Source organism: Streptomyces sp. NPDC001678 (genome assembly GCF_042892945.1).
Classification (GTDB): domain Bacteria; phylum Actinomycetota; class Actinomycetes; order Streptomycetales; family Streptomycetaceae; genus Streptomyces.
The window spans coordinates 21,953-47,873 of sequence record NZ_JBIAUP010000021.1 but is presented as its reverse complement, the minus strand read 5'-3'; the positions used below and the strand labels follow the sequence as shown (position 1 = coordinate 47,873).

Here is a 25,921-nt window from a genome sequence, read left to right as displayed (position 1 = left end):
CGTACGGGCCCTTCCGGCGCCCCTGGTCCGTCGTGCGTACGGGTGGGTGGCTAGTGCTGGTCCAGCGGCGCGGTCCACAGCAGGTGGCTGCCGCCCTCGGGCGGTGTGGTGATCTCGAAGGTGCCGCCGACGCCGCGCGCCCGCTCGGCCAGGTTGGCCAGCCCGCTGCGGCGCCCGCCCTCGGGAATGCCCGTGCCGTTGTCCGTCACCGTGAGCACCACCTGCATCCCGGCGACCCGCAGGCCCACCTCGACCCGGGTGGCGTGGGCGTGCCGGGCGGTGTTGCTCAAGGCCTCGCCGAGGACGGCGATGACGTGGTCGGCCACCTGCGGGGGCACATCCGTGTCGATCAGCCCCTCCATGGTCAGCCGGGGCGGGAATCCCAGCGTGGCGGCCGCCTCGCCGACGGCCCGCGCGGCCCTGGCGCGCAGCGTCGGGCCCGCCTCGCACTCCCGCGCCCGCAGCCCGAAGATCGTCGAGCGAATGATCTTGATGGTCTCGTCGAGGTCGCCCACGGCCCGGGTGACGCGTTCGGCGGCCCCGGAGTGGTCGATGAACCTCGTGGCGCTCTGCAAGGTCATCCCGGTGGCGAAGAGCCGCTGGATGGCCAGGTCGTGCAGGTCCCGGGCGATGCGGTCGCGGTCCTCCAACAGGGCGAGCTGCTCGGCGTCGCGCCGCCGCTCGGCGAGCTCCAGCGCGAGGGCCGCCTGCCCGGCGAAACCCTCCAGCGGGCGGATCTCGTCCTCGGTGAACGCCGGCTCCCCGGCCGTACGGGCCAGCAGCAGCACGCCCCGGACCGAGTCCCCGGAAGTGCCCAACGGCACCGCCACGGCCGCCCCCAGGCCGGTGAAGCGCCCGGGCCCGGCCGTGAACCGCTCGTCCTCACAGAGATTTTTACTGGTCACCGGCTTGCCCTCGCGGTACGCGGCACCCGGCAGCGTGCCCTTCATGGGCACCACCAGCCCCTGGCGTGCCCCGGCCCCGGTACCGCTCGCCAGCTCCACCCGCAGCTCGTCCTCGGAGACGGCCACGAAGACGTCCGCGAGCACCGCCGCGGTGATGTCCCTGGCACGGGCCGCGATCAGTTCCAGGACGTCCAGCCGGGCCCGGCCCGACAGCAGGCTGCTGGTGATCTCCCCGCTCGCCCGGAGCCAGCGGTGCTGCCGCTGGGACGCCTCGTACAGGCGCGCGTTGTCGATGGCGACCCCCGCGGCCACGGACAGAGTGGTCAGGACCGCCTCGTCCTCGGCATCGAAGTCCTGGCCGCCGCGCTTGTCCGTCAGATAGAGATTGCCGAAGACCTCCTCACGCACCCGGATCGGCACGCCGAGGAAAGTCCGCATCGGCGGGTGGTGGGCGGGAAACCCGTAGGAGGCGGGATGGGTGGCCAGGTCCGCCAGGCGCAGCGGCTCGGGGTGGCGGATCAGCTCGCCGAGGATGCCGTGCCCGGAGGGCAGGGGGCCGATCGCGTCGATCTCCTCCTGGGAGAGCCCGACCGTCAGGAACTGCCCCAGGGAACGGCCGTCCGGGCCGATCACCCCCAGTGCCGCGTACCGCGCGTCGACCAGCGTCGCGGCGGCCTCCACGATGCCGCTCAGCACGTGGGTGAGGTCCAGATCACGCCCCACCGACAGGACGGCCTCCAGCAAGCTGTGCACCCGGTCCCGGGTGCCACGCGCGTCGTCGATCCGTGCCTGCAACTCGTCCAGCAACTCGTCCAGGCGCAGCTGCGGCATGTGCGACGGTCTCTCGTCCTTGTCCACCGGCACCCTCCTCATCCGTCACCGGGCCCCCGGGGCCCTGCGAGAACTCACGGTAGCCGTCCTTGCCGACGCGCCGGGAACGGGTGCGCGAACCCGTGGATCCCGGCCGGACCGTTCCCTGTGGTGCCGGATGATGCCGGTGGTGCCGGATGGCGCCCGTGTGCCGGATGGCGCCTCTCAGGCGGCCGTCGCCCGGGCGTCGAGGAGGCGCTGGGCCGCCTCCCGCCCGCCGGCGACGCACGCGGTGACGCCCACTCCCCCGTACGCCGCACCGCACAGTTCCAACCCGGGCAGGCCCGCCACGGCACCGCGGACGCGACGCACCCGGTCCGGGTGGCCGACGGCGTACTGGGGCAGGCCGCGCGCCCAGCGGGAGACGTGGAAGTCGGCGGGCCAGCCCGGCGGGCCGGTCATCCCGGCGAGCTCGGCGAGGCAGAGAGCGGCCGGCTCGCCGTCCTCCCGGCCCAGCACCGGCTCCTCGCCGAAACGGCCGATGGAGGCCCGCAGGACGAACGTGCCGGGGGCGCTCCCCCGTCCACCTCCACGGACACACCTGCTGGCAGGCATATCTCTCCTCCCCGCACGCCCTCATCGCCGAATGCTTCGCCGGACAGCAGACGTGACCTGTCGGCAGGAGGGACGCCGACGCGCAAGGAGGCTCGCCACCCCGGCGATCGTCTCCAGGCATCGTTGAAGCAGCGACTCCGGCTCACCCACCGCGCCGGGCTTGCCCACCGACAGGCGTGACCTCGGCGTTCCTGCTGTCTCACGGCCTTGCCACCCATGATCAGTCTCAAATCCGTGGCATTTCCTCGCGAGGGCGAGGGCGAGGTCGGGATCAGGCGGCTTGCCCGTGTCGGCCGAGTACACCACGCTGAGCCCCGAGCACGAGGCCTACCGGCGAGCCCAGATCGCGCACCGATGAGTTCCCGCGCCGCGCTGGTCTATACGCCGGACACCCACGGACGTAAGGCTGGGCCATGCGGAAACTGATCTACGGCATGAACCTGACTCTGGACGGCTACATCGCCGCGGCCGGCGACGACATCGGCTGGAGCGGACCGCCCAGCGACGAGCTGTTCCAGTGGTGGCTCGACCACGAGCAGGCGAGTGGCCTGTCGCTGTACGGGCGCAAGCTGTGGGAGACGATGAGCTCCTACTGGCCGACCGGCGACCAGCAGCCCAACGCCACCCCGGCGGAGATCGAGTTCGCGCGGAACTGGCGGGACACGCCGAAGGTGGTGTTCTCCTCGACGATCGACAAGGTCGACTGGAACACCCGCCTGGTCACCGGCGACGCGATCGCCGAGATCACCCGGCTCAAGGCCGAGGACGGCGGCCCGATGAACATCGGCGGCGCAACGCTCGCCGGGGCAGCCATGCGCGCCGGGCTGATCGACGAGTACGCGATCGCCGCCCACCCGGTCCTGGTGGGCGGCGGCACGCCGTTCTTCACCGCGCTGGACAGCTGGGTGAACCTGAACCTGGTGGAGACGCGGACGTTTCCCGGCGGCGTGGTCCTGATCAGGTACGAGACGAGGCGCTGAGCAGCTTTTTTCCCCCCGCGGCGCGATCTCCCGGGGTGGAGTTTCGGGCCTGCTCTGGAGTCGGCCTCCCGGCGGTGCGACCGGACGGCGGCAGCGTTACTGCTCTGATGGCGTGACGGTTATCGCCCCGAGTGGCTGTGGCGGAGGGAGGTTCGGTTATGGCACCTGGGCCTCACGTACCGGGTCCTTGCGAGGGTGCAGGCCAGCGCGCCGCGCTGCTTTGAGCAGGGCAATGCTGACGGCTGCCAGCCAGCAGAATTGCGGCGCCAGGGTGAGGGCGGCGACGGCGATGCCGCATCCTTCTGAGAATGTTTGCGGAAGGATGGGTGTGGCGCGGTTGGAGATGGCGACTCCGGCGAAGGACAGCGCCCATAGGACGCTTGCCATGCCGAACATCATTCTGAGGTTGCTCCAGTTATAGGCGATCATTTCTGTAGTCGGACGGACTGTCACCGAACGACGGATTTCCGCAGGCGTACATCACCACGCCGTTGTTGGAGGCGCCGCCGACTGCGCAGATGGCGGCATAAGCCGAAACTGGCGGGACCGGATGCGGTCCGCAGGATGTCCTCGGTGGCGCAGCCGTGTGCGAACTCCGCCACGCCGGCATGGAACCGCTTTCGCTGGGCCGGGCTCATGGGGTTCATGATCCTGTCGATCAGAGCCGTCATCTCACGCACATACCCCTGTGTTCCCTGCCCCTTGCGGCCGTCGTGCAATGTTTCCAGCGCCGGCTCCAGCACCCCGCGTACCGCTTCATCGCCCCGCTGGTCGGCGAGGATGTCGTCGAGGACGTTGTCCACCGCGCCAAAGAACTGGTAGCAGTCGCAGATCACCCGGATGCGGTCGGGGAGGAGGGCGCCCTGGTCGGTCGGAAAAGCTTCCGGCGCTGGCGGGTCAGGGAACAGGCAGGCAAGGTGCTCGCTGCACCACAGTCCGGTGCGCTGCTGTTCCTGATCGGCCAGAGGGTGCAGACGGTCGGCGGGCAGACGGCGGCTGAGTGGGGGGAAGGCAGGCGCCGATCCAGGCCAGTCAGCGGTGGCATGCCGAGCGCACGCACGCCTGACAGAACGCCTTCCACCGCCACGCCTTCGACCTCACCGACACGATCATCACCGCTCGCAGCCTGATCCGTCGAGCCTGGACCACCCACCGCTGGGACAGCCGGCCCACACGCCGGCGCTGAACACCTCACCCCTTGTGCCTCCTACTCGCCAGCGGCAACTCGTGATGACCGCACGGGCAATGCCTTCTCGTAGCACACCGACAGCGGGTCCTGGTCGTGCGGCGGGTAGTTCGCGATCCTGCGGTACCCGGCCCGCTCGTACAGGCGCATCGCAGCAGGCTGCCGGACTCCCGTCTCCAAGAGCATCGACCGGCTCCCGAGCCTCAGGGCGAGCTGCTCGGCCTCTGCAAGCAGCATGTCAGCCACCCCCTGTCCCCGGACAGCCGGGGACACGAACATCCGTTTCAGCTCACATACCTGCGGACCAACCGGCTGCACAGCACAACACCCCACCACCTGGTCGTTCGTCCGAGCCAGTAGGTACCGGGCTTCTGGAGCCAAGGGAACCGGCTGGACATCAGGCGGAAGCCCATACACAGGAATCAGCTCTGCCGTCATCGCATCGACCAATGAGCACAGACCCGGATCATCGGCCATACAGGGAGAAACAATAAACATCGCGCCATCTTCATACCGCCTCACGTTCTCCCGCTACAGCCAGATCACAGTCCACTCCTTGAACACTCAGCACTAAAGTGCGATCACAATACGTAACGGAATCGCGGGGGGTTCGAATGCACTGGACAACACGAATGATGCACTCTGCGGCCAGCCCATTTGCGCGGCCTCTTAGCTTGATGCGACTTCGGCCTGCACTTCCGCGTGCACGGTGCCGCCGAGCGGGGTATGGGGTCCTGTCCTACGGTGGATAACAGGGGCCCGCCGCCCGCGGCGGGGACGGCGGGCCCAGTCCGAGCGATCTGTCGGAGGCATCAGATGACATCCGACACCACACTTCTGAGCCGGATAGACCACATCGTGGTCCTTATGCTGGAAAATCGTTCCCTCGACAACATGCTCGGGTTCCTTTATACCGATCAGGGCAATCGGTCCCCGTCCGGCCAGTCCTTCGAAGGCTTGAGCGGCACGGAGTCCAACCCGGGCGGGAACGGCGGCAAGGTCACCGTCTTCCGGATCGACCACACTCAACCCGGTGCGTATTTCATGCCCGGTTCCGTCCCCGGGGAGGAATACCACCGAGTCAACAACCAGCTGTTCGGCACGCTACAGGTGTCCTCACCGTCCCCTGCCGCGGCCAACGAAGGCTTTGTCACCGACTTCGGGGAGATATTCCCGACCAGGCAGGGCAACTCCCCGAACGTCACCGCCGGCGACATCATGGGCTGCTTCCCCCCGGAGGCGTTGCCGGTGCTCTCCCGGCTGGCCCAGGGATACGCGGTCTGTGATCACTGGTACTGCTCGGTGCCGACCCAGACCTTGCCCAACCGGGCCTTCGCCCTTGCCGGGACCAGCCTGGGCCTGGTGAGCGACAAGGCGTGCACGGCCCAGGCGAAGGCCAACAAGGTCATGTTCGACACGCCCAGCATCTTCGGCCGGCTCAGTGACAAGAACATCGACTGGAGGATCTACGGCTACAACCTCCAGCCGCTGACCAGGGCGAACTTCCCCGACACCCAGCAAGCCGGTCCGCAGCACTTCGGCCGTTTCATGGACTTCAAGAACGATGCCGCCGGCGGCTCGCTGCCCGCCTTCGCCTTCCTGGAGCCCGCCTGGAAACACGACGGGAACAGCCAGCACCCCAACGATGACGTCTCGTCGGGCGAACAACTCATCCTCGACGTGTACAACGCGCTGCGCACCGGCCCGGGCTGGACCAAGACCCTGCTGGTCATCACCTATGACGAGCACGGCGGCTGTTACGACCATGTGCCGCCGCCCGCTGGCGCGACGCCTCCCGATCATTCCGCAGGAGAGGCCGGTTTCGACTTCACCCGGTTCGGAGTACGGGTGCCCGCGGTGCTGATCTCTCCGCTCATCGATCACGGGACCGTCTTCCGGGTTCCCGCTGGCAGCGTGCCGCTCGACCACACCTCGGTGCTCAAGTCGATCCAGCAGCGATGGGGCGTGGCTCCGCTCACCGCCCGGGACGCCGCCGCCCCCGGCATCGGAGGAGTCCTGACTCTGGACAAACCCCGCGACGACAATCCGCTGGAAGGCGTCATCGCCCCCGTGGCCAAGGGCGACAACCCAGCCCGGGCCGTCACCTCGCACCTCGAACGGGTTTACAGCAACCTCGTCGCCGAGGCGCTCCTCCCGGGCGACTGAGCAAGAATGCTCCGACCAGGACAGTACCGCCATTGGAATCGCCCCATCATAATGATCCGAACGACTCATTCTTGGGGCAATCACTCGACCTGCCGGACAGGCCCTGAAATCCAGTGAAGGTGTTGGGGTGTTCTGACCCTGGATCATGTGGTTCGGGGCCAGAGTTGTAGGCATGATAGGACGGCCGCCCAGTCGTCCGGTCGGACCTGATGTGTGGGTCACGTGCCGGGAGTTGATTCCTGCCGGGAGCGTGTTCGCGTTCCTGGCCGAGCGCCGGGATGAGGTGTTCCCGGAGGCGATGTTCGTGAATACGTATCCGTCATACGCTGCTGGCGTACTTCCGGCGACGGCCGGCGCGCTCGGGGCAGCCGGACCGGATCTCGGCCGCCGGGTCTTCGGTGACACGGTGCACAGTAATCGGTGCCCCTTCTCGTCGAGCTGGGCGAGTTCGCGTTCGTCGTCGACGGTGATGGAGCCGTAGCGGTTGACGGGCGAGCTGCGGGCCGGGGAGATGTGGGCCAGGACCTCGGCGTCCACCTCGTGGCCAGCGCCCCGGAGCTCGTTGACGGCCAGGCCCATGTACCGACAACCCCAGCGGACCAGCTCGTCCTTGCCGATCGCCGGGAAGGACCGCAGGGCCTCCAACTCCGCATCGGAGAACACTCACGTTGCCATCTGCCGCCCTTCCCGCCACCGGATTCATTCGTTCAGCCCAACGAGCCGACCGGCTCCACGACAACGGGCCAGGTCAGGGGGCTACTCCATTGTTTTTCGGCGAGTACTACCGGGCCCCCTTGACCCCGCGAGTTCGCGAAAACTGAAGGTGCTTTGGGCGGAACCCGAGGGTCCGATGCCCCGATGTTAGGGGGTGGACCTGTGGGTTCGCGGTGAAGTCGCGGGGTTGGCCTCCAAGGGCCGTTCCCGGAGAGCTTGAGCGGAGTTCGCCACTTCAGAGGCTCACCCGCGCTGTTCTGCCAGAGGTGAACCCCTGTTCCGGCCGGGCTCGACGATCTCTACAGTCCAGTCTCATGACGATTGCAACGCGTGCGGTCGAGTACCCGGCCGACGGTTTGACAATGATCGGGCACCTCGCGCTCCCGGCCGGTGTCGACCGCCGGCCCGCGGTGCTGCTCGGACCAGAGGGCATGGGACTCAGCGACGTCGAGCGCCACCGGGCCGAGGCGCTCGCCGAGCTGGGATACGTGGCGCTGGCCTTCGACCTTCACGGCGGGCGCTATCTGGGCGACCCCGAGGAGATGCTGGCCCGGTGTATGCCGCTGCTCGCCGACCCCGACCGGATGCGAGGCATCGGCCACGCGGCGCTCGACGTGCTCCGCGCCGAACCGCGGACCGACCCCGACCGGATCGCCGCCGTCGGCTACGGCACCGGAGGCGCAATCGCGCTGGAACTCGGGCGAGACGGCGTCAACCTGCGCGCGATCGGGACAGTCAACGCACTGATCACGGGTCGGCCGGGCGAGACGGCGCGCATCCGCTGCCCGGTGTGGGCCGGGGTCGGGTCGGAAGACCCGATCATGCCGCCCGCGCAACGGGAGGCGTTCACCGCAGAGATGCAGGCCGCGGGCATCGACTGGCGCCTCGTGGTCTACGGCGGCGCCTTGCACGCCTTCCACCACCCGCCGGTCGACCACACCGTGCGCCCCGGGGTCGGCTACCACCCGCAACACGCGCAGCGAGCTTGGCGGGACGTTGTCGACCTGCTCGCCGAGTGCCTGCCCGTCACAGATTGATCCGATTGGCTCCTGATACTCACTCCTGCCCGCCGCCGTCGTCTTCGTCCAGTTCTGGGGCGTCCGGGTCGCACAGCGGGCGCAGGGCGTCGGCGGCGTCGATGTACTTCGTCGTCCAGAGCACGATGGCGTTGAGGACCAGGCCGAGAGCACCGAACTGGTCCTCCATCCCATCCCGGTACGCCTGGAGTTGTCCCCTCCCTCGACCGGCTCGGCCGCTGCGGGTCCGGGCGGACAGTCCGGCTTCCAGCCCAGCACGCCCCTCACACGCGAAGAACTACCGGGCGCATTGGCCGATGCGGGCATCTGGGAGTATCCGGAGAGTGGTGACTGGATGGGCCGCCTGACCCTCACTCTCACACGGGAGGGGCACCAGATCCCCTGGTAAGCAGTCACAGGCCACACCCTTGCGGTGGGCCTACAGGCCCGTCGCGTAGGCCCTGGTGGCCCGCCTTGTACGGCGCGGAGCCGGCTCGAGTAGTCGCGGCATACGTTAGCGCCTGCCCGACGGGTTGCGGAGGCTGGCAACCGGCCTCTGGTAGGAGGCTCACAGCCGATCGTCAACCAATAGGCAAACTTCACCCAATTCGGTGACCTCTGGTGCGGAGTTGCCGGAACTGTCATGCTCGTGCGCGACACGGCTCATGCCAGATAAGTCCCACTAAAATGGGGGGATTTTGCATGCGTCCCAGATTCGCCGCCGTCTGCCTCGCCCTTACTGCCGGCATCGGCGGTATCGCTCTGGCTCCCACGGCAGACGCCGCCCACCATCAGTCCGCCTCCTTGTCCGTCGCGAGGCTCATGAAGGCGCCCGGCTTCAATGCCGGCGGGACCTGGTCCATCTACCAGAGCAACGTGCTCATCGCCACGCTCACCGTGACCCAGGACGCCCAAGGGAACCTCACCGGCACCGCCTCGAAGAGCGGCAGCAGCGCGACGGGCACCATCGAGCAGGGCTTCGTGGACGGCAACTACATCTACTTCGTCATCCCCTGGTCCGACGGCACCAGGGGCCGCTACATCGGTTCCCTCGGCGCCGACCGCCACCTCAGCGGGGTTTCGACCGACCTGGCCCATCCCACCAGCCAGGCCACCTGAAACACCACCCAGGCATTCTGAGCCCTCCGCAACGTGTGCGCTTGTCATGTTCTGCAAGATCCGTAGGCCGAAGGAGGACCGTAATGTTCCCTGCGTCCACTCGTAGTCGGGCCGCCGTCGGTACGGTAACCGCCCTGCTCCTGACGGCGATTGCCACAGCACCGTCCGCTGCGGCCGACACTGCTCGCGGGCGGCTGGCGACCTTCAACTGCGCCGGCTCGATCAACGTAAACGTCCATCCCCTCAACGGCGCCGTCGACGGCAAAAGCGGCAGCGGCTTCCGCTGCGCGACGCCGGATGCGTCCTTCCCCGCCGAGCTCACGATCTCCGGCTCGGTGACCAGCAGCGGAGACCTCCTCTTCACCACGAGGACCACCGACAGCCTCAAGCGGACCGACACGGGACAGGTCATCCAGTTCACGATCGACCGCCGCTTCGACCGGGACTCCACCGCCGCATCCGGCAACGCCACCGAACGCAGCACCGGCGGCCAGGGGCGGGACTCCGGCACCGGGACATTCGGCACTGGGACGGGCCTGGTCACGTTCCTGATCACCAACAACTACATGCTCGACGTCACCATGTGACCGCTGAGTGGAGGCGGCGCCTGCAAACCCTGGCCACAGTCGGCAGGCGCCGCGCCGGCCGGGCTTCCTCACTTGTCCGCGACGCAGCGACCTTCAAGGCCGGCCGGGGCAGGGTGGCGGCATCGAAGTCCTGGCACTGACCACGCACGGGAGCCCCACACCCATCAGGACAGAAACCCGGACGGTCACGGGGACCATGCCGAGAGCGGCGGCCGCCATGGCCCCGAGCCACGCTTCGTCGGGACGCCGGTCAACGATGGCGCGGAGCATTCGCAGATCGGCCGCAGCGAACACGTCGACCCGCCGTTCGGCTTGCTTGCGCAGCGCGGTGGCGGCGTCCCAGCGCGAATCCGGTGGCGGGCCATGACCGCAACTGCTTGGATGCCACCGTGTTCTCCGATCAGCTTGCCAGGCTGGAGGCGTACTACGACGCCGTCCCGCGCACCGGTGCGCGGGCCGAGGACTTCGGACTGCTGACCCTGTTCGTGCAGGAGGGCCGAGGCGGCTGGCCGTACTATGCCCGCCCGGCTCTCGGCCGACCCGGCGTGGTCGGCCCCGAGGACGTGGCCCGCGTCCGTGCGCGCCAGCGTGAACTCGGGGTGCCCGAAAGCTTTGAGTGGGTCGCCGAGACGACTCCTTCTCTCCGGGCTGCGGCCGAGGCGGCGGGGCTCACCGTGCACGAGCACCCGTTGATGGTGCTCGGCCCGGACGCCCCCGTCTCCACCGTGGCCAAGGGCGTGACGGTCCGCACCATCGGTCCGGACGACCCTGCGCTCGCTGACGCACTCGCCGCCGCCCATCTCGCCTTCGCCGAACCAGGCACCCACATCGGCACGACGGGCCCGGCCCAGCTGGCCGAAAAGGCACGCGCCCTGACCGAGGATGGCTCGGTGGCACGTCTCACGGCGCGCCTCAGGGACGGTACGTCGGTACTCGTCGCCGCCCTGCGCGATGACACAGTGCTGTGCTCCGGACAGCACCAGCCCGTGGGCTCCGTCAGCGAGATCGCCGGCGTCGGCACCCTGCCGACCGCACGGCGACGCGGTCTCGCCCTCGCAATCACGGCGGCGTTGGCGACGGACGCCCTGAAGCGGTGGGGCGTGGAGACCGTCTTCCTCTCGGCAGGCGACGACGATGTGGCCCGGATCTACGCCCGGGCAGGTTTCCGCCGCATCGCCACTGCGTTGATCGCCGAACCCGCCGACGGCGCCTGACTCAGGGCAGCGGACCCGCGATCGTCCTGAGCGCGACCAAACAGCACCGGTAGACGGCGAGTCCGTTCCCGGTCGGTACCACCGCCTCGTCTCACCCAACCCAGGGCACCCCCAGGTCAAGGCCGCGAGATCAGAGGGGCCATGAGGTAATCTTGAATTAGCCTTATATCGGAACATATGCACCCATGACATCACTCGATACTATTCACACACGCTCGCCATTTCACCCGAAGCATCCATTCGCCCTGCTCGAATGGCCGGGAGTGACTCTGGGGCAGGCGCAAGTCCGATGAGAGCATGAGCATGCCAAGGAGTGGCGTCGATCATCTCGATGACTTCCAGGGGGAATCATGCGGATACATGCCCGTATACGCACGACCTCGGCTGCGCTCGCCGTTGTTGCGGCTAGCCTCACGTTCACCTCCGCCGGAACCGGATCCGCCAATGCGGCGAGCTGTCCCCCAGGTGGCCAGGTGCTCGGGGCCATCCAGAGCATCAAGGTGGGCACGCAGACCATCGGCCAGTTCTACCTCGGGTGGAACTGCAACGGTGCCTACACCGAGGTCAACCTGTGGAACACCAACTACGTCAACAACTGGAGCTTCGGCCAGGTCGACGTGAAGTCCAGCTCGAACAGCTCCGTGAACTCGAACAAGCCGGTGCTGAACAACGGAACGTATTGGTTTGACGCCGGGTACATTCCAGTGACTAACGTAACGAACACCCGCGAGTACACCGGCAACTGGAACTTCACCGCCAACGGGCACTCGTGCTCCGGCCAGACCTCGACGTGGAACTTCTCCTACGGCGGCGTGAGCAACACCAACAACAACCCGTACTCGAACTGCAGCTAACACTCCCAGCATGTTGCCGCGGCGCCGTCGTAGCACGGCGGTCGGCGCATCGTCGACAGCTGGACCCACGCACAACCGGCCCAGGCGGCCCAGGGTCTGTCCGACGGGTCGGGTGACGGTCTGTATGACGGGTCGTTCGGCCCTGCATGGGGCGGGGTGATCTGTCTGATCGGGAGTGGGCTCGGCTGGAGCCACACCTTCCGAAGAACGCGGGCCGGGGCGGGCGTTGGAAGGAGCACCGCGCTGTTATCAACGGCATTCTTTTCCGGCTGCGGACCGGTGTTCCATGGCGGGATCTTCCCGAGCGTTTCGGGAAGTGGAGGACCGTTCATGACCGCCACCGACGCTGGTCGGCGGACGGTACATGGGAGAGGATCTTTCGTGCGGTCCAGGCTGATGCCGACGCGGAGGGCCGGATCGACTGGAGTGTGGTGAGCGTGGACTCCACCGTGTGCCGTGTCCACCAGCATGCCGCCGGAGCTCGCCACCGACCGGTGCGGATACCCGGGCGACGCCGTCGGCCTACCGCGCATCGTCCCGACGAAGCGGTCGGCCGCTGGCCGTCGTGCTCACGCCCGGACAGTGGGGCGACGGCCCGCAACTGATCCCGGTCCTGGAGCGCATCCGCGTCCTGCGTCCCGCCGGAGGCCGCCCGCGGACCCGCCCGTCCCATCTGTGCGCCGACAAGGCATACAGCTCCCGTCGAAACCGCCGCTACCTGCGGCGACGGCAGATCCCGCACACCGTCCCCGAACGCCGGGACCAACGAGCCAACCGCCGACGCCGTGGCAGCCGGGGCGACCGTCCCGCCGGCTTCGACCGGGCATGTTATGCCAGGAATGAAGCCGAGTGGACCGTCAACGCGATGAAGGGAGCCCGTGCCGTGGCGACCCGGTACGACAAGCGAGCGTACGTCTACCACGGCGCGGTGACCCTGGCATCGATCCGGCTGTGGCTGCGCTGATGGCGGACGTCGCGCTGCCTCTCATGGCGCGACGTCCGCGCCCGTGGCTACGGCTTATGGACCGTCACAGTGATGAGACCGGTCTGGCGGGTCAGCCCGCCGGGCTGGAGACACTGCTGCATCCTCGGCTGGGCGTCGGTGATGACCTTCTCGGCGTGAAGCAGGACGCGACGAAGTCGCCGGTGAACATGCGCGGCTCAACGCCGGTCAGTGTGGGATCCGTGGAGGTGCACGGGCTGATCAGGTTCTCTCCGGAGTAATGCACCGTCTGAGACTTCAGCGTCAGGCCGGGGGGGTTATTTGCTCTGTGCCCTTGCAGGCGACGTCGACGGCCACGGCGTGGGCGGCGGTTGCCGGTCCCGCCAGAGGGAAGCCCACAGCGAGCAGCAGTGCCACGGCTGTTGAGGCAGGCGCGGTTCCCCTGGTCTTCAACACACGCATGGCAGACTCCTTCAGCTCGGTGCGGAGCACGATGGCCCCGTCGAATACCGGCCATGGTCAGCCTGTAGAGCTCGTCATAGATATGCCCTGCAGTAGCGCACAGGCGCCTTCAGGGCGCGCGCCACACACCGGGCACCCCCATCAGGCTCGGCGCCATCGGACACGCCCGCCCCACGCTGGCCGGAACGACGCCAACACGACTCGGTCACGCGACCCGTCGGACACGCCTTAACCCCGGTGACCGGGCTGACCTGCTGTGGCAAGGAAAGCTCGCCGGCCAGGGCGGTGGAGGCTCTTGCTTCACTACGTACCGTAGCTATCGGTAAGTGCCGCCGGGCGTGCCCTCTCCCTTGGGCGGTGGGCATTGAGGGTAGTGCTCGAATTCCGGTGCTGGTTCGGTGCTGACTTCGGAGCCCAGGATGACAGAAAGACGGGCAGACACCTCCTGTTCATGTCATTAGACTGCCACCCACTCCCCCGCGACTGTCTGATGTGTGAAGGGCGATACGCCCTGCCCCGAGGAGGCACCGGAATTGATACGCGAGCCCCAGCCGATCCAGCGGCCGATCCCGCCCGCGGTGCGGAAGGCCTATGGAGCGGCCGACCTCGGCTCGAATCCCATTTTCGCCGGAGGGTTCATCAACTTCGGCCACTGGCAGGCCGTCGACCTCGACTACGGCCTCTCCCACGAGGACCGTGTCCGCAGCCAGCAGGACATGTACCGGCACGTCCTCGACGCCCTGCCGACCACCGGGCGGCTCCGGGCGTTGGAGGTCGGTTCCGGTACCGGGGTCGGGACCGCGTTGGCGCTCCAGGAGTACGGCTTCGCGCAAGTCACCGGCATGGACATCCACCCACGACAGGTCGAGCGAGCCCGGGAGGCCAACTCCCGCGTGCTGGCGGACCGGCCACAGCACCTCGGCTTCGTCCAGGGCGCGGCCGAGGGCATGCCGTTCGGCGACGAGGAATTCGACTGCCTCTACAGCGTGGAAGCCGCCCAGCACTTCAGTGACCTGGCCGCCTTCGGACACGAGACAGCCCGTGTCCTGCGCCCCGGCGGGCACGCCGTGATCGTCAGCTTCTTCACCACCGACGACATCCCCGGCCACGCCGAGTACCTCGCCGAACACCTCGACTGCTACGCCAACGGCCTCGACCTCGCCCACCCCGTCACCCACGTGACCGACGCCCTCCACCGTGCCGGACTCACGCAGACCCGTGCCGTGTCGATCGGGCCGGCCGTGTGGCAGGGCTGGGACCGCTGGATCGCCCACGTCTCCGGGCCCGACGCATGGCCCCGCAACTTCCTCCGCGCATACGAGGAAGGCATCCTCGACTACTACGTCGTCACCGCCACCCGGCCCACAGCCCCTGTCTCCTAGCACACATGGTCACCGTGCTCTAGCTTCCGGGCGATCCGGCCCGGCCTCCCCTCATGTGCCGGAGGGCCGGCGCATGGCCAGGCGTGGCCACCGGTCCAGCCCGTGCTCGGCTTCCCGCTCGCGGACCCTTCGCAGGCCCGGGCCGAGGGCGTGCTCGGCGAGCGGCTGGAAGCCGCAGCGTACGTAGTACGGTGCGTTCCAGGGCACGTCCTTGAAGGTGGTGAGGGTGAGCGCCGGGATCCCCTCGGCTTCGGCTCGGTGTGCGAGGTGGTCCAGCAGAGAACGTCCGATACGTCGGCGCGAGCTCTCGGGGTGCACCGATACCTGTTCGATGTGAAGATTTCCATCGATGTGCTCGGCGATGAGGTAGGCCACGGGGACATCGGCGTGGTCGACAGCGACCCACGCCATCCCGGCGTGCTGGTAGCGGGCGAGTTCCGCGATCGACGGGGGCTCGTCGTCGGCGATCTCAGGCATGCCGATGTCGCGGAAGCATCGCCCGGCGGCCCGTTCGATGTCCTGGAGTAGAGGAAGGTCTTCGCTGCGCACCGCTCGGATAGGCATCGGCATGAACGCATTCTCCTTGCGGGCCTGCTGTGGGTCTCCTGATTTTCGCGTCGGCGGGCAACAGCGAACAACAGTGGTGGGCCGGGGCGGTCGTTTCGGTGCGGAATCAAACGATCACCGGTGGGGTTCCTACAGGAAGAGTCCGCGTCCCACCGAAAGGCGAATCGCATGACCACCCTCCCCTCCCCCGCCCCGCTCGCCAACCGCGACGTCGTCATCGTCGGCGGGAGTTCGGGCATCGGGTTGGAGGTCGCGCGCCGGGCCGTCGCCGGTGGGGCCCGCGTTGTGATCGGTGGACGGAGCGCCGGGAAGCTGGCGGCGGCCGCGGAGTCGCTCGGGGAACAGGCGAGCTGGGGCGTGGTCGACACCACTGACCAGGCATCACTGGCCGCGTTCTTCGACTCCGTCGACCGGATCGACCATCTCTTCACCCCGGCGGCCTCCTACCAGGTGGGCCCCATGCGGGAGCTCACCGACAGCGAGGCCGAGAGCCCCTTCGTCTCGAAATTCTGGGGGCAGTACCACGCCGTCAAGCACGCGGCCGCGAAGCTCACCGCCCATGCCTCCATCGTGCTGATGTCCGGCGCCGCGAGCGTACGTCCCCCGGCCGCCGCACCCGCCTACGTGGCCTGCAACGCGGCGATCGAGGGGCTCGGACGCGGGCTCGCGGTGGAGCTCGCGCCGGTCCGGGTCAACGTCGTCGCGCCCGGCACGGTCGACGGCAACCTCTGGGCGCAGCGCCCCGCCGACGTACGCCGGGCGAGCTTCGCCCAGTACGGACGCGACGCCCTGCTGCACCGGCCCGGCACGGAGGGCGAGATCGCCGACGCGGTGCTCTTCCTGTTCACGAACACCTTCATGACCGGCTCGACGCTCTACCCCGACGGTGGTTACGCCCTGCGCTGACACCGTCAGGTGCCTGGCCGTGCCGGCGTCGCTGGGGCCTGTTCGCCGACAGCCCCGGCCGGTTCGTCACAGGGGGGACATGAAGTCGGCGGCGCTGTCGATCGCGTCCAGCCACGCCGGGCGGGCGCCCGTGCCGAAGGCGACCGCGAGCGCGTGGCCGATGGACACGTCGAGCGGTCGGACGTCCGCCTGCGGCTCCCACTCGGCTTTCGTGCGCCCGGTGATCCGCGTCCGGAACCGGCCGATGCACCGACCGTCCCTGATCAGCCGACTCCTCCGGTACGAGTGCGGGACGAACTCATAGGTCGCCTCTTCGCACTGGACACTCACCGTGTGGGAACGCCGGGTGAGACCGGGCCGGCCCGGGAGCAGTACCACCACGGTGTCATCGACACTGATCGTGAGTTCCTTCGCGGCACGGGTCCCGATCGGCACGTCCTTGGCGCGCTTGGCACGCCAGTCACGGGCGATCCTCACCCGGGGGATGGCGGGGCCGGAGACGTCGAGAACGCCATTTTCCCTGTTGAAGGCGATGGACGGGGTGGTGCGAAGAAGATCGGAAGACATTCAGGCCATGATCGCAGATGTCTCGGGAACCCTTTCGGGCCGTTCAGCCTCCAGCCCCGCCCCGCCCGCACGGGGTCCGGCACCTGTTCGCCGCCTACGACCTCGCCCGGAACCAGGGCCTGTGCGGAGCCGTGATCACGGGATGGGGGCTGAAGGTCCCCGGTGAGGAGGCGCTTCGCCGTCGGCGAGGTGAATACGCGCTCCAGGCCGCGCCACGAGGCATCTCCGCCGGTGGCGTCACGGGCGCCGGGGAGGACGGAGAGGGCTGGGAGGGCTGGCGGGTTTCCGGCATCGGCCGCCGGCGTACGCTTGCCGTAGTCCTGGCCCGGACCCATGGGAAATCCGGACGATCACGAATACTCTGGTCGCCGTGGGGCCAAACGATGGGGTGTGGAAGTCGGCGCTGTCCGGCTTGGGGCGGCTGGGGCTCGGTGGGTTGTTCGGCGCGCGTGGGGGTGAGCAGGGGCAGTCCTCCGGCGCGCGGGGCGATCAGGACGGGACGCATCTGGGCTGGGGGTTCACCCACACCCAGTACAGCGCGGACCACGGCGTACCGGATGCCACGCGGCGGGCCGGCGCCCTGCTCTCCGCACAGCCCATGGCGCAGAACCAGCACCTCATGGGCTGGGGCGCGGAGAACCCCGAACCCTCGCCCGGGCGCTACGACTTCGAGGCCCTCGACCAGCGTGTCGCGCTGATGCGGGCCACCGGCGCGGACCCCGTCCTCACCCTGTGCGGCGCTCCCGACTGGATGAAGGGCGGGCGGAAGGGGCGTACCGACTGGTCGCGGCTGGAGGCGGCTCCCGGCCCCGACCACTACGCCGACTTCGCACGGCTCGCGGGCGTGGTGGCGCGCCGGTATCCGGACATCCGGCACTTCCTCGTGTGGAACGAGCTGAAGGGTTTCTACGACGAGGACAAGCGCCGCTGGGACTACGAGGGGTACACCGAGTTGTACAACCTCGTCCACGCCGAGCTGAAGCGGCAGAGGCCGGAATGCCTCGTCGGCGGCCCGTATGTGGTGGTCGACCACGAGCCGCCCGGTGACGAGGACGGCTCACCGGAGGTGCGCGGCCCGTGGGGCGGCCTCGACCGGCGCTCCGTCGACGTCATCCGCTACTGGAACGAGCACAAGGCGGGGGCGGACTTCGTGGTCGTGGACGGGGCCAGTTACACCCGGGAAGGGCACCGGACGCTCCCCGACGAGTTCGCCGCGACCGAGAAGTTCGCCGACGTCACCCACTGGCTGAGGAAGGTCACCGGGCTTCCGGTGTGGTGGGCCGAGTGGTACGTCGAACCGCCGGCCGAAGACGACCGGGCGGGCGGCCGGGACGGCTGGAGCGAGCAGCACCGTACCGCCGTGCAGGCCACGGCGATGATGCAGCTCGCCATGGGCGGGGCCGCCACCGCCCTTTACTGGAACCCGCAGAGGATCGAGGGCGACTGTCCTGGTTGTCTGTGGCGGAGCACCCACTTGGACGACGGGGGCAGGGAGTTGCCCATGGCACGGCTGCTGAGCAGGTTCGCCCGCGAGTTCCCGCCGTGTACCGCCTTCCGCCGGGTCGCCGTCGCGGCCGAGGCCGGTGCCCGGATCCGGGTCCTCGCCCACGAGGGCGTGGTGCTCGTCGTCAACACCGAGCGGCAGCGGGTCACGGCCAGGGTGGACGGGCGGGAACTGGCCCTGGCGCCGTACGAGGTGCGCTGGCTGGACGGTTGAGCGGGCGAACCCGGTCGGTGGCCGGCTGCGGCGCGTTCCGGGGTGAGTCGCGGCCTTCCAGGTGGGAGCTGGTTGACTAAGCCGCATGGATCTCGCACGGATATGCCCTGTGTACGCGGGCGCGCTGACGCGGCGGGAGGGGCTGTCGTGAGTGCCGTCGGCATGCCGTCCGAGCCCGGCCCCTTCCCGTCGGCTTGCGGCGCGCCCCCGTTCGACCCCGAACTGGGCGCGGCGCTCGCGGCTCTGGGCGATGGTGTGAGGCAGCCGTTCACGCCCGAGAACCTCGCGGCCCGCCAGGAGCGGGATGCCGCGGTCCGGCCCAGGCCGACGGTCCGGGATCTCCGGGCCGACGGCCTCTTCGAGGTCGAGGAACTGCGTGTGCCGCGAGGAGCGCCGGGCGGGCCGGACGTCACGCTCGTGAGCGCACGGCCTGCCGGACTCACCGGGTCGCTGCCGCTGCTGTACTACATCCACGGTGGCGGAATGATCACCGGCAACGCGTGGTCCGTCCTGCCGCGGCTGCTTCGCGAATGGGCTCTCACGCTGGAGTTGGCCGTCGTCTCTGTCGAGTACCGGCTGGCGCCGCGGGCGCGGTACCCCGGACCGCTGGAGGACTGTTACGCCGGATTCGTCTGGGCGGCCGAGCACGCGGCCGAGCTGGGCATCGACGCGGACCGCGTGGTCATCGGAGGGAAGAGCGCCGGCGGCGGGCTCGCCGCGGCGCTCGCCCTGCTCACCCGTGACCGGGGCGGGCCCACCCCGATCGGGCAGCTGCTCCTGTGCCCGATGCTCGACGACCGCGACGAGACCTTCTCCAGCCACCAGATGGCCAGCGTCGACATCTGGGACCGGACCTCCAACGCGACCGCGTGGCGGGCGCTGCTGGGCGACCGGTACGGTGCCGCGGACCTGCCGCCCTATGCGGCTCCCGCGCGGGCCAGGGATCTGTCCGGCCTTCCCCCGGCCTATATCGATGTCGGGTCGGCCGAGACCTTCAGGGACGAGGGCGTGGCCTACGCCAACGCGATCTGGCAGGCCGGTGGCCAGGCCGAACTGCACGTATGGCCCGGAGCCTTTCACGGCTTCGACACCTTCGCTCCGCAGGCGGCTCTCAGCCGGGACGCCCGCGACGCCCGTTCCCGCTGGCTTCGGCGCGTTCTCACACGGTCCGGTGCGAGCGGCGGGCCCGGTGCGGACAGCGGGTCCGCCTGCTGAGCACGTTCCCGCCTGGGGTACGGAGGCCCGGTGTGAGCTCCGGGTGGCGAGCCCGGCCTGTTCACCGGGCGCGTGCGCGCGTCAGCTCACCGCCTGCTTCACGAGCGCGCCGATCCGCGCCTCCACCTCCGCCGTCACCTCGGTCAGGGCGAACCCGGCCGCCCACATCGGCCCGTCGTCCAGCTTCGCCTGGTCGCTGAACCCGAGCGTCGCGTAGCGGGCCTTGAACTTTTCCGCGCTCTGGAAGAAGCAGACGACCTTGCCGTCCAGCGCGTAGGCGGGCATCCCGTACCAGAGCTTGGGCGCCAGGGCCGGGGCCTCGGCCGTGATCACGGCGTGGACGCGCTCGGCCATGATCCGGTCCGAGTCCTGCATCTCGGCTATCTTCGCGAGCACGTCCCGCTCCGCCTCCGCCGCCTTGTCCGCGCGCGAGCGGCTGCGCGCCGCCGCCTTCAGCTCTTGGGCGTGGTCCTTCATCGCGGCCCGCTCCTCGGCCGTGAACCCCTCGTACGCGTTGCTCTGAGTGCTGCTCATGACAGGCCTCCCCCGTGAGGATCTCGGTGTCCGAGATCGTGAGAGGGACCTTACTCCGGCCCACTGACAACCCGACTCGCCACGATCCCGCCCGTGCAGCCCGGCGGCGAGTCGGCTGCCGGACGACGCGCTCACCGCGACGGCTGAGGCGCGTCGGCAAGAACCGTCGCTTCGCGCTGTGGAAGGCCGGTGACCTGCCGGATCCAGTCGACCAGGCCGGACACACGGGCGAAGTAGTCCTCGTGTCCCTCCGCGTCGCACGGTTGCGAGCCGACGCTACCGCTGGTGAGTCCGACGAGTTCAAGTCGGCCGTGGCGCTTGTGCATGAGAGGGCCGCCGGAGTCTCCGTAGCAGGTCGCCTTGTGGTTCCGTATCAGGGTGCAGACATGAACGTCGCGGTTGATACCGGGGGCGCGGTAGCAGCGGGTGCTCTCCCGCTGCGTGATCTGTTGCAGTGTCTCAGGAAGGGTTTTTCCCGGTTCGCTCGTCAGGCCCCATCCGGCGGTGATCAGGCGTCCGGGGTAGCGCACCAGCCGGTTGCTCGGCAGGGCGATGGGCTGGATCGTCCGAGTGAAGGTGATGGGTTGTTCGAGCCGCAACAGCGCCGCGTCGTACTCGATGGGGTCCGAATTCCGGAAGCCGGGATGGCGGATGATCTGGACGACGCCGGTGCTGCCCGAAGTGCTGGTCTTGCGGGCTGTGGTGCCCAGTTGGACGCGGACGGTGGTCTTCTGCCCGATGCAGTGCCCTGCGGTGATCACCCATTGCCGGTCCAGTAAGGATCCCGCACATGCCCCTCTGAACTGCCCGTCGGGTCCGACGAACTGGACCTGGGCCATCCACGGGTACGTGGCGGCATCCGCCACCGGGGAGCCCCCGATGATGGGGTTGGGCGGCGCGGCGGCCGCCGACGCGGTGGGCACCGCGCCGCACATCATTGCCCATACCGCCCCGAGCGGGGCGAGAACTCTTCTCCACCGCCCGCGCGCAGCGCCCGGCCACAGTCGGTTCAATTGTCCACCCCCGGTCGATCGACGACTCGGGCGATCTTCGCCCACATCACCGGTGATCCTTCCCTTGCGGCAGGGGAATCGAACGTGAATCCTCGTCGGCGGACAGCGAACCCTTGAGGACGCCTTGTCCCTTCGGGGTGGCGAGTCCTGCCGGGCCTTCCGGCCACGGGCGGCAGTGGTTCCTCCAGGTCAGTGCTGCCGCCCGCCGAATCCCGATCACGGGCGCGGTTGTTCGCGCCTGTGAATCACTACCGGCCGGCGGTCGCCGGCTCCTCGGCGGAGGCCGCTTCCTCGGCCGGTCCCGCGCTTCCCGGCGTGCCCGGGGCAGGGGGCGGTGGCGTGGGGCGGACGAGGGCCAGGACGAGGAGGCCGCCCACGGCCGCTGCCGCCGCCGCGCACAGGAAGACGTCCTGCATGCCGTCGGCGAAGACCCGGTGGACCAGCTCCCGCGCCTCCGCGTGGTTGCCGTGCGGCGCGGCGGCGACGAGGCGTTGCGCCTGGCCCCCGGCCAGGGCGGACGCGGCGTCGTGTGCGTCCGGGACGAGGCCCGAGAGCCGCTTCTGGGCGGTATGGGTGAACACGGCGCCCAGGACCGCGATGGCCAGGGTCATGCCGAGCTGCCGGAAGGTGTTGACCGCGCCGGCCGCCATGCCCATCCGCTGGGGCGGCACGCTGCCGGTGGCGGCGGAGACCAGGACGGGGGTGGCCAGGCCGACGCCCGCGCCGCCCACGGCGAGCCCGAGGGCGAGGGAGGACGCGGTGGCGTCGGCGGACATGGCGTCGTACAGCAGGTACATGCCCACGGCGATCAGGAGCAGGCCGATGCCGATCGGCAGCCGGGGCGCGAGCCGCTGGATGTGGCGGCCGGCGATCGCCGCGACGAGGAAGGAGACCACGGCCATGGGGGTCAGGGCCAGGCCGCCCTCCACGGGGCCGAGCCCGAGGACCGATTGCAGCCACAGCGAGACGAGCACCAGGCAGCCGAAGGCACCGCCCTGGAGCAGCAGCGCGCCGCCCATGAGCCCGGCGAAGGACGGGCGGCGCAGCAGCGCGAGGTCGAGCATGGGCTGGCCCCCGCGGCGGCCCAGGCGGGTCTCCACGAGGACGAAGGCGATGAGGGAGGCCGCCGCCACGGTGAACGAGATCATCACCGTCGGTGATGTCCAGCCCGCCTCGGTGCTCCGGATCAGCCCGTAGGTCACGGCCGCCGCCGCGAGGGTGAACGTGACGGCGCCGGGGACGTCCACCCGGCCGGTACGGGCCTGGGGCTGTTCGGTCCGGTCTGCGCGGACGACGCGCAGGGTCAGCAGGATGGCGACGGCGGCGACGGGCAGGTTGACCAGGAAGATCGCTTGCCATCCGATGTGCTCGGTGAGCAGGCCGCCCAGGATGGGGCCCGTCGCCGCCGCGGCGCCGTTGACGGCTCCCCAGATGCCGAAGGCGGTGCCGCGGTCACGGCCGTGGTACGTGGCGCCGAGCAGGGCCGCCGAGGTGGCGAACATGGCGGCGCCGCCCGCGCCCTGCACCGCCCGCGCGGCCACCAGCACACCCGCGTTCGGGGCGAGGCCACAGGCCAGGGAGGCCAGGGCGAAGAGGGCGAGGCCGGACACGTAGAGCTTACGGTGTCCGTGGAGGTCGGCGATCGAGCCCGCGGCGAGGAGCAGCGCGGCCAGTGACAGCGCGTAGGCGTCGACGACCCATTGGAGGGAGGAGAAGGGGGCGTCCAGGGCCTCCGCCATCTGCGGCAGCGCCACATTGACGATGGTGACGTCCACCAGAAGGATGAAGGCGCCCAGGCATACCGCCACCAAGGGCGACCACTTGCGCATCGAGGGAACTCCGTTTCGTTCGGCCGCGTGCTGGTACGACGCGGTCGTGTCCGCCCAGGATGGGCGTAAGCAGCCCTGACGTCCCAGCCGGAGCGGCTTCTCGCGCGGAATCCGACAGCTCGTACACTCATTTGGTGAATCTCGACATCGAGCGTGGTGCTGCCCTCCCGGCACTCGACGCGCAGGACCGGATGCTCGCCCACGCGCTCCAGGTCGACGGGCGGGCGCCGTTCCGCCGGATCGCCGAGGTCCTCGGGGTGTCCGACCAGACCGTCGCCCGCCGCTACACCCGGCTGCGGACCGCCGGAACCCTGCGCGTCCTGGGGCTCACCGACCCGCTGCGGCTCGGCGAGGTCCCCTGGTTCGTCCGGATCCGCTGCGCGCCGAGCGCCGCCGCCCAGATCGGTGAGGCGCTGGCCCGGCGCAGGGACACCACCTGGGTCCATGTCGCGGGAGGTGGCACGGAGCTCTTCTGCCTCGTGCGGTCGCGGGGCCCGTACGGTGACACGCTGCTGGAGAAGCTGCCGGGCACGCCCCGGGTCGTGGACGTCTCCGCGCACTGCCTCCTGCACGTCTTCTTCGGCCAGGCCCGCAGCCTGATCACCAAGACGGGGCCGCTGACGAGCGAGCAGGTCACCGCCCTGAAGGCGCGGGACGCCGAGGACGCGCCGGAGACCCCGCTCGCCGACCCCGCCCCGGCCTACCCGCTGGAGGACGCGGACGGCCGGCTGTTCGACGCGCTGGCACGGGACGGCCGTGCGGGCTTCGGCGAGCTCGCCTCGGCGACCGGCTGGTCGCAGACCACGGTCCGCCGCAGGCTGGCGGAGCTGCGGTCGGCCGGGGTGCTCTACTTCGACGTGGAGTACGCCCCGCGGGTCCTGGAGCGGAATTTCCGGGCCTCGCTGTGGCTGAGCGTGGAGCCGTCACATCTCGACGCGGCGGGAGAGGCGCTCGCCTCCCACCCGGAAGTGGCCTTCGCCGCCGCCACGACGGGCCCGACGAACATCTTCGCCAGCATCACCACACACGACGCCGGGTCCTTCTACCGCTACCTCACCGGCCGCGTCGCCGCCCTGCCCGGCATCCTGGGCACCAGCACGGCGCCCATCCACCGCACCATCAAGACAGCGGGGCCGTTCGTTCCGACCGCGCCATGAGGCGGGGCGGGCGCTGCGGCGGCGCACGCTCCGTCGCCGCCCAGGCGATACCGCGGTCACCCGATCGGCCCTCTTATCACGGTAAGTAACAGCTCTGGCGCATTAAGCTGTTGGGCGGCGGTTCTTGTCCGGATCAGTCGGCCCCATCCGGAGCACTGCGATGACGAATCGATTCACCGAAACCCGCGCGGCCCGCGCCCGGCGCCGCCGCGTCGTCATGGTGGTGTCATCGGTCGCGGTGCTGGGGGTGGCCGCGTGGCCGGCGATGAGCTTCTTCGAGATTCCGCCGTTCACGGACAAGGGCGAACCCGTCAGCTACGGCCGGGTCGGCCGGGCGGTGAGCGGCAAGCCGGCGGACACCCGGACCCTGCTGCCCACCGGGCCCGAGGCCGCCTTCACCAACGCCGAGACCCTGGGCGACGGGTCGAAGATCGGCGTCGTGACCCTGGAGGGCGGGAAGTCCGGTTTCAAGGGCAAGGTGTGGGTCTGGGCGCCCAAGGAGTACACGGACGACCCGAAGTACGCGAAGAGCGGCTTCCCCGTGATGATCGCCCTGCCCGGCGGCCCGGGGTACGAGAGCAACTACTGGATGGGCCGCCCGGGCGGGTTCTCCCTCCAGGAGAGCGTCGCCGAATGGTTCCACGAGGGTACGAGCAGGCCGTTCCTGCTGGCGATGCCGGTGCTGAACCCCGGCCCAGGCGACAAGGGCATCTACTGGGACGGCAGTGACATCCCGGGGCAGCCGAAGATGGGCACCTGGCTGACCGAGGACGTCCCGGACCTGATGCGCGCCAACTTCCGTACGCTCAAGTCGCGGGACGGCTGGGCGTTCATGGGCTCCTCGACCGGTGGATTCGCCGGCCTGAAGGCCGTGCTGAAGCACCCGGACAAGTTCAAGGCCGTCATAGCCAACGGCCCGGACGTCGTGCCCGACTCGCCGCTGTGGAACGGCCACGAGAAGGAGAAGGCCGAGAACAACCCCGAAGTGCTGGCCAAACAGCTGATCGACACCAAGGGGCCGGACGTCTACCTCTCCTTCCAGGTCGGCACGAGAGAGAACGCCGCCACCATGAGGAGCGTCAAGAACTTTATGCGCTCCTATGGCAGAGGCCCTGTCCACACCAAGCTCTGGGAGATACCCGGCGGCAGCCACAACGGCGCCACCTACGGAGCGAACATGGCGGCCCCCATGAAGTGGATCAGCGACCACCTGGAAGGTCCGCCCCTCTCCCCCTGAAGCCCCCTCCCCCTGGCACCTCTCCCAGACGCGCGCCTCACTCCCGGCGGCCGATGGCCTTCGCCTGTGTGTAGGCCCAGCCCCCGAGCACGACACCGGTGCCGACGAGGGCGGCGTGCGCGAGCAGGACCGGGACGAAGCCGCCCGGCACCCACCCGAGCAGACCCCGGTCGTCGGGGCGGACGCCCCGCCGTCTACTGCTCGCGGAGCTGTCAGGCCCGCGCGT

The 25,921-nt window shown here is 69.5% G+C and carries 25 protein-coding genes and 2 pseudogenes; 16 read left to right on the top strand and 11 right to left on the bottom strand.

Going from position 1 to position 25,921, the window contains the following annotated elements:
- Positions 1–50: 50 nt before the first annotated feature.
- Positions 51–1,736: a GAF domain-containing protein gene (locus ACFYZR_RS30385; RefSeq protein WP_391916309.1), complete on the bottom strand. Its 1,686-nt coding sequence runs from the start codon at positions 1,734–1,736 to the stop codon at positions 51–53.
- A 204-nt stretch (positions 1,737–1,940) separates the two neighbouring features.
- Positions 1,941–2,330, bottom strand: coding sequence for a hypothetical protein (locus tag ACFYZR_RS30380; protein WP_391916159.1), 390 nt, complete (start codon positions 2,328–2,330; stop codon positions 1,941–1,943).
- A 413-nt stretch (positions 2,331–2,743) separates the two neighbouring features.
- Here ACFYZR_RS30380 and ACFYZR_RS30375 point away from each other — a divergent pair, with 413 nt between their 5' ends.
- Entirely contained in the window at positions 2,744–3,310 is a 567-nt protein-coding gene (locus ACFYZR_RS30375) for a dihydrofolate reductase family protein (RefSeq protein ID WP_391916157.1), read from the top strand.
- Positions 3,311–3,466: 156 nt separating this feature from the next.
- On the opposite strand, the gene ACFYZR_RS30370 is transcribed toward ACFYZR_RS30375, so the two are convergent.
- Both ACFYZR_RS30370 and ACFYZR_RS30365 read right to left on the bottom strand, forming a co-directional pair.
- Positions 3,467–3,739: a hypothetical protein gene (locus ACFYZR_RS30370; protein ID WP_391916155.1), complete on the bottom strand. Its 273-nt coding sequence runs from the start codon at positions 3,737–3,739 to the stop codon at positions 3,467–3,469.
- A 20-nt stretch (positions 3,740–3,759) separates the two neighbouring features.
- Entirely contained in the window at positions 3,760–4,113 is a 354-nt protein-coding gene (locus ACFYZR_RS30365) for a hypothetical protein (RefSeq protein ID WP_391916153.1), read from the bottom strand.
- A 203-nt stretch (positions 4,114–4,316) separates the two neighbouring features.
- Between ACFYZR_RS30365 and ACFYZR_RS30360 the strand changes: the two are divergent.
- A pseudogene (locus ACFYZR_RS30360) lies at positions 4,317–4,496 on the top strand (IS5/IS1182 family transposase); the annotation flags it as partial.
- Between the two features lie 21 nt (positions 4,497–4,517).
- Here ACFYZR_RS30360 and ACFYZR_RS30355 read toward each other — a convergent pair.
- Positions 4,518–4,934 carry a GNAT family N-acetyltransferase gene (locus tag ACFYZR_RS30355; protein WP_391916307.1) on the bottom strand — a complete coding sequence of 139 codons (417 nt, stop codon included), beginning with the start codon at positions 4,932–4,934 and terminating at the stop codon, positions 4,518–4,520.
- 306 nt (positions 4,935–5,240) lie between these two features.
- On the opposite strand from ACFYZR_RS30355, the gene ACFYZR_RS30350 reads away from it, so the two are divergent.
- Together ACFYZR_RS30350 and ACFYZR_RS30345 are read left to right on the top strand one after the other, a co-directional pair.
- Positions 5,241–6,662, top strand: a complete 1,422-nt coding sequence (locus ACFYZR_RS30350) for an alkaline phosphatase family protein (protein WP_391916150.1) — start codon at positions 5,241–5,243, stop codon at positions 6,660–6,662.
- Positions 6,663–7,690: 1,028 nt separating this feature from the next.
- Positions 7,691–8,413, top strand: a complete 723-nt coding sequence (locus ACFYZR_RS30345; protein WP_391916147.1) for a dienelactone hydrolase family protein — start codon at positions 7,691–7,693, stop codon at positions 8,411–8,413.
- Positions 8,414–8,432: 19 nt separating this feature from the next.
- Here the strand turns inward: ACFYZR_RS30345 and ACFYZR_RS30340 are convergent, their stop codons facing one another.
- Positions 8,433–8,582 carry a hypothetical protein gene (locus ACFYZR_RS30340; protein WP_391916144.1) on the bottom strand — a complete coding sequence of 50 codons (150 nt, stop codon included), beginning with the start codon at positions 8,580–8,582 and terminating at the stop codon, positions 8,433–8,435.
- A 512-nt stretch (positions 8,583–9,094) separates the two neighbouring features.
- On the opposite strand from ACFYZR_RS30340, the gene ACFYZR_RS30335 reads away from it, so the two are divergent.
- The 7 genes and pseudogenes from ACFYZR_RS30335 to ACFYZR_RS30305 all read left to right on the top strand — a co-directional run bounded on the left by ACFYZR_RS30335 (position 9,095) and on the right by ACFYZR_RS30305 (position 14,953).
- Positions 9,095–9,511 (top strand): hypothetical protein, encoded by a 417-nt coding sequence (locus tag ACFYZR_RS30335; protein ID WP_391916141.1) that lies wholly within the window; start codon positions 9,095–9,097, stop codon positions 9,509–9,511.
- An 83-nt stretch (positions 9,512–9,594) separates the two neighbouring features.
- Positions 9,595–10,098 (top strand): hypothetical protein, encoded by a 504-nt coding sequence (locus ACFYZR_RS30330; RefSeq protein ID WP_391916139.1) that lies wholly within the window; start codon positions 9,595–9,597, stop codon positions 10,096–10,098.
- Between the two features lie 389 nt (positions 10,099–10,487).
- Entirely contained in the window at positions 10,488–11,312 is an 825-nt protein-coding gene (locus ACFYZR_RS30325; RefSeq protein WP_391916137.1) for a GNAT family N-acetyltransferase, read from the top strand.
- A 350-nt stretch (positions 11,313–11,662) separates the two neighbouring features.
- Complete coding sequence (locus ACFYZR_RS30320) at positions 11,663–12,166, top strand: hypothetical protein (protein ID WP_391916135.1); 504 nt, start codon at positions 11,663–11,665, stop codon at positions 12,164–12,166.
- Positions 12,167–12,312: 146 nt separating this feature from the next.
- Positions 12,313–13,130 (top strand): annotated as a pseudogene (locus tag ACFYZR_RS30315) (IS5 family transposase).
- Positions 13,118–13,390: a hypothetical protein gene (locus ACFYZR_RS30310; RefSeq protein WP_391916132.1), complete on the top strand. Its 273-nt coding sequence runs from the start codon at positions 13,118–13,120 to the stop codon at positions 13,388–13,390. Before ACFYZR_RS30315 ends, ACFYZR_RS30310 begins: the two are co-directional and overlap by 13 nt.
- A 714-nt stretch (positions 13,391–14,104) precedes the next feature.
- Complete coding sequence (locus ACFYZR_RS30305) at positions 14,105–14,953, top strand: class I SAM-dependent methyltransferase (RefSeq protein ID WP_391916130.1); 849 nt, start codon at positions 14,105–14,107, stop codon at positions 14,951–14,953.
- Between the two features lie 51 nt (positions 14,954–15,004).
- Here ACFYZR_RS30305 and ACFYZR_RS30300 read toward each other — a convergent pair whose 3' ends face one another.
- Entirely contained in the window at positions 15,005–15,517 is a 513-nt protein-coding gene (locus ACFYZR_RS30300) for a GNAT family N-acetyltransferase (RefSeq protein ID WP_391916305.1), read from the bottom strand.
- Between the two features lie 171 nt (positions 15,518–15,688).
- On the opposite strand from ACFYZR_RS30300, the gene ACFYZR_RS30295 reads away from it, so the two are divergent.
- Positions 15,689–16,426 carry an SDR family oxidoreductase gene (locus ACFYZR_RS30295; protein WP_391916128.1) on the top strand — a complete coding sequence of 246 codons (738 nt, stop codon included), beginning with the start codon at positions 15,689–15,691 and terminating at the stop codon, positions 16,424–16,426.
- 66 nt (positions 16,427–16,492) lie between these two features.
- Here the strand turns inward: ACFYZR_RS30295 and ACFYZR_RS30290 are convergent, their stop codons facing one another.
- Complete coding sequence (locus ACFYZR_RS30290; RefSeq protein WP_391916125.1) at positions 16,493–16,993, bottom strand: hypothetical protein; 501 nt, start codon at positions 16,991–16,993, stop codon at positions 16,493–16,495.
- 370 nt (positions 16,994–17,363) lie between these two features.
- Here ACFYZR_RS30290 and ACFYZR_RS30285 point away from each other — a divergent pair, with 370 nt between their 5' ends.
- Entirely contained in the window at positions 17,364–18,710 is a 1,347-nt protein-coding gene (locus ACFYZR_RS30285) for a xylan 1,4-beta-xylosidase (RefSeq protein WP_391916123.1), read from the top strand.
- A 162-nt stretch (positions 18,711–18,872) separates the two neighbouring features.
- A complete protein-coding gene (locus tag ACFYZR_RS30280; RefSeq protein WP_391916302.1) occupies positions 18,873–19,925 on the top strand; it encodes an alpha/beta hydrolase in 1,053 nt (350 codons plus the stop codon).
- A gap of 81 nt (positions 19,926–20,006) precedes the next feature.
- Here the strand turns inward: ACFYZR_RS30280 and ACFYZR_RS30275 are convergent, their stop codons facing one another.
- The 3 genes from ACFYZR_RS30275 to ACFYZR_RS30265 form a co-directional block, all read right to left on the bottom strand.
- Positions 20,007–20,459, bottom strand: coding sequence for an iron chaperone (locus tag ACFYZR_RS30275; protein ID WP_391916120.1), 453 nt, complete (start codon positions 20,457–20,459; stop codon positions 20,007–20,009).
- A gap of 131 nt (positions 20,460–20,590) precedes the next feature.
- Positions 20,591–21,382 carry a serine protease gene (locus ACFYZR_RS30270; protein WP_391916117.1) on the bottom strand — a complete coding sequence of 264 codons (792 nt, stop codon included), beginning with the start codon at positions 21,380–21,382 and terminating at the stop codon, positions 20,591–20,593.
- Between the two features lie 338 nt (positions 21,383–21,720).
- Positions 21,721–23,301 carry an MFS transporter gene (locus tag ACFYZR_RS30265; protein WP_391916114.1) on the bottom strand — a complete coding sequence of 527 codons (1,581 nt, stop codon included), beginning with the start codon at positions 23,299–23,301 and terminating at the stop codon, positions 21,721–21,723.
- A 134-nt stretch (positions 23,302–23,435) separates the two neighbouring features.
- Between ACFYZR_RS30265 and ACFYZR_RS30260 the strand changes: the two genes are divergently transcribed.
- A complete protein-coding gene (locus tag ACFYZR_RS30260) occupies positions 23,436–24,458 on the top strand; it encodes an Lrp/AsnC family transcriptional regulator (protein WP_391916111.1) in 1,023 nt (340 codons plus the stop codon).
- A gap of 160 nt (positions 24,459–24,618) precedes the next feature.
- Complete coding sequence (locus tag ACFYZR_RS30255) at positions 24,619–25,695, top strand: alpha/beta hydrolase (protein ID WP_391916109.1); 1,077 nt, start codon at positions 24,619–24,621, stop codon at positions 25,693–25,695.
- The last annotated feature ends 226 nt before the right edge of the window (positions 25,696–25,921 follow it).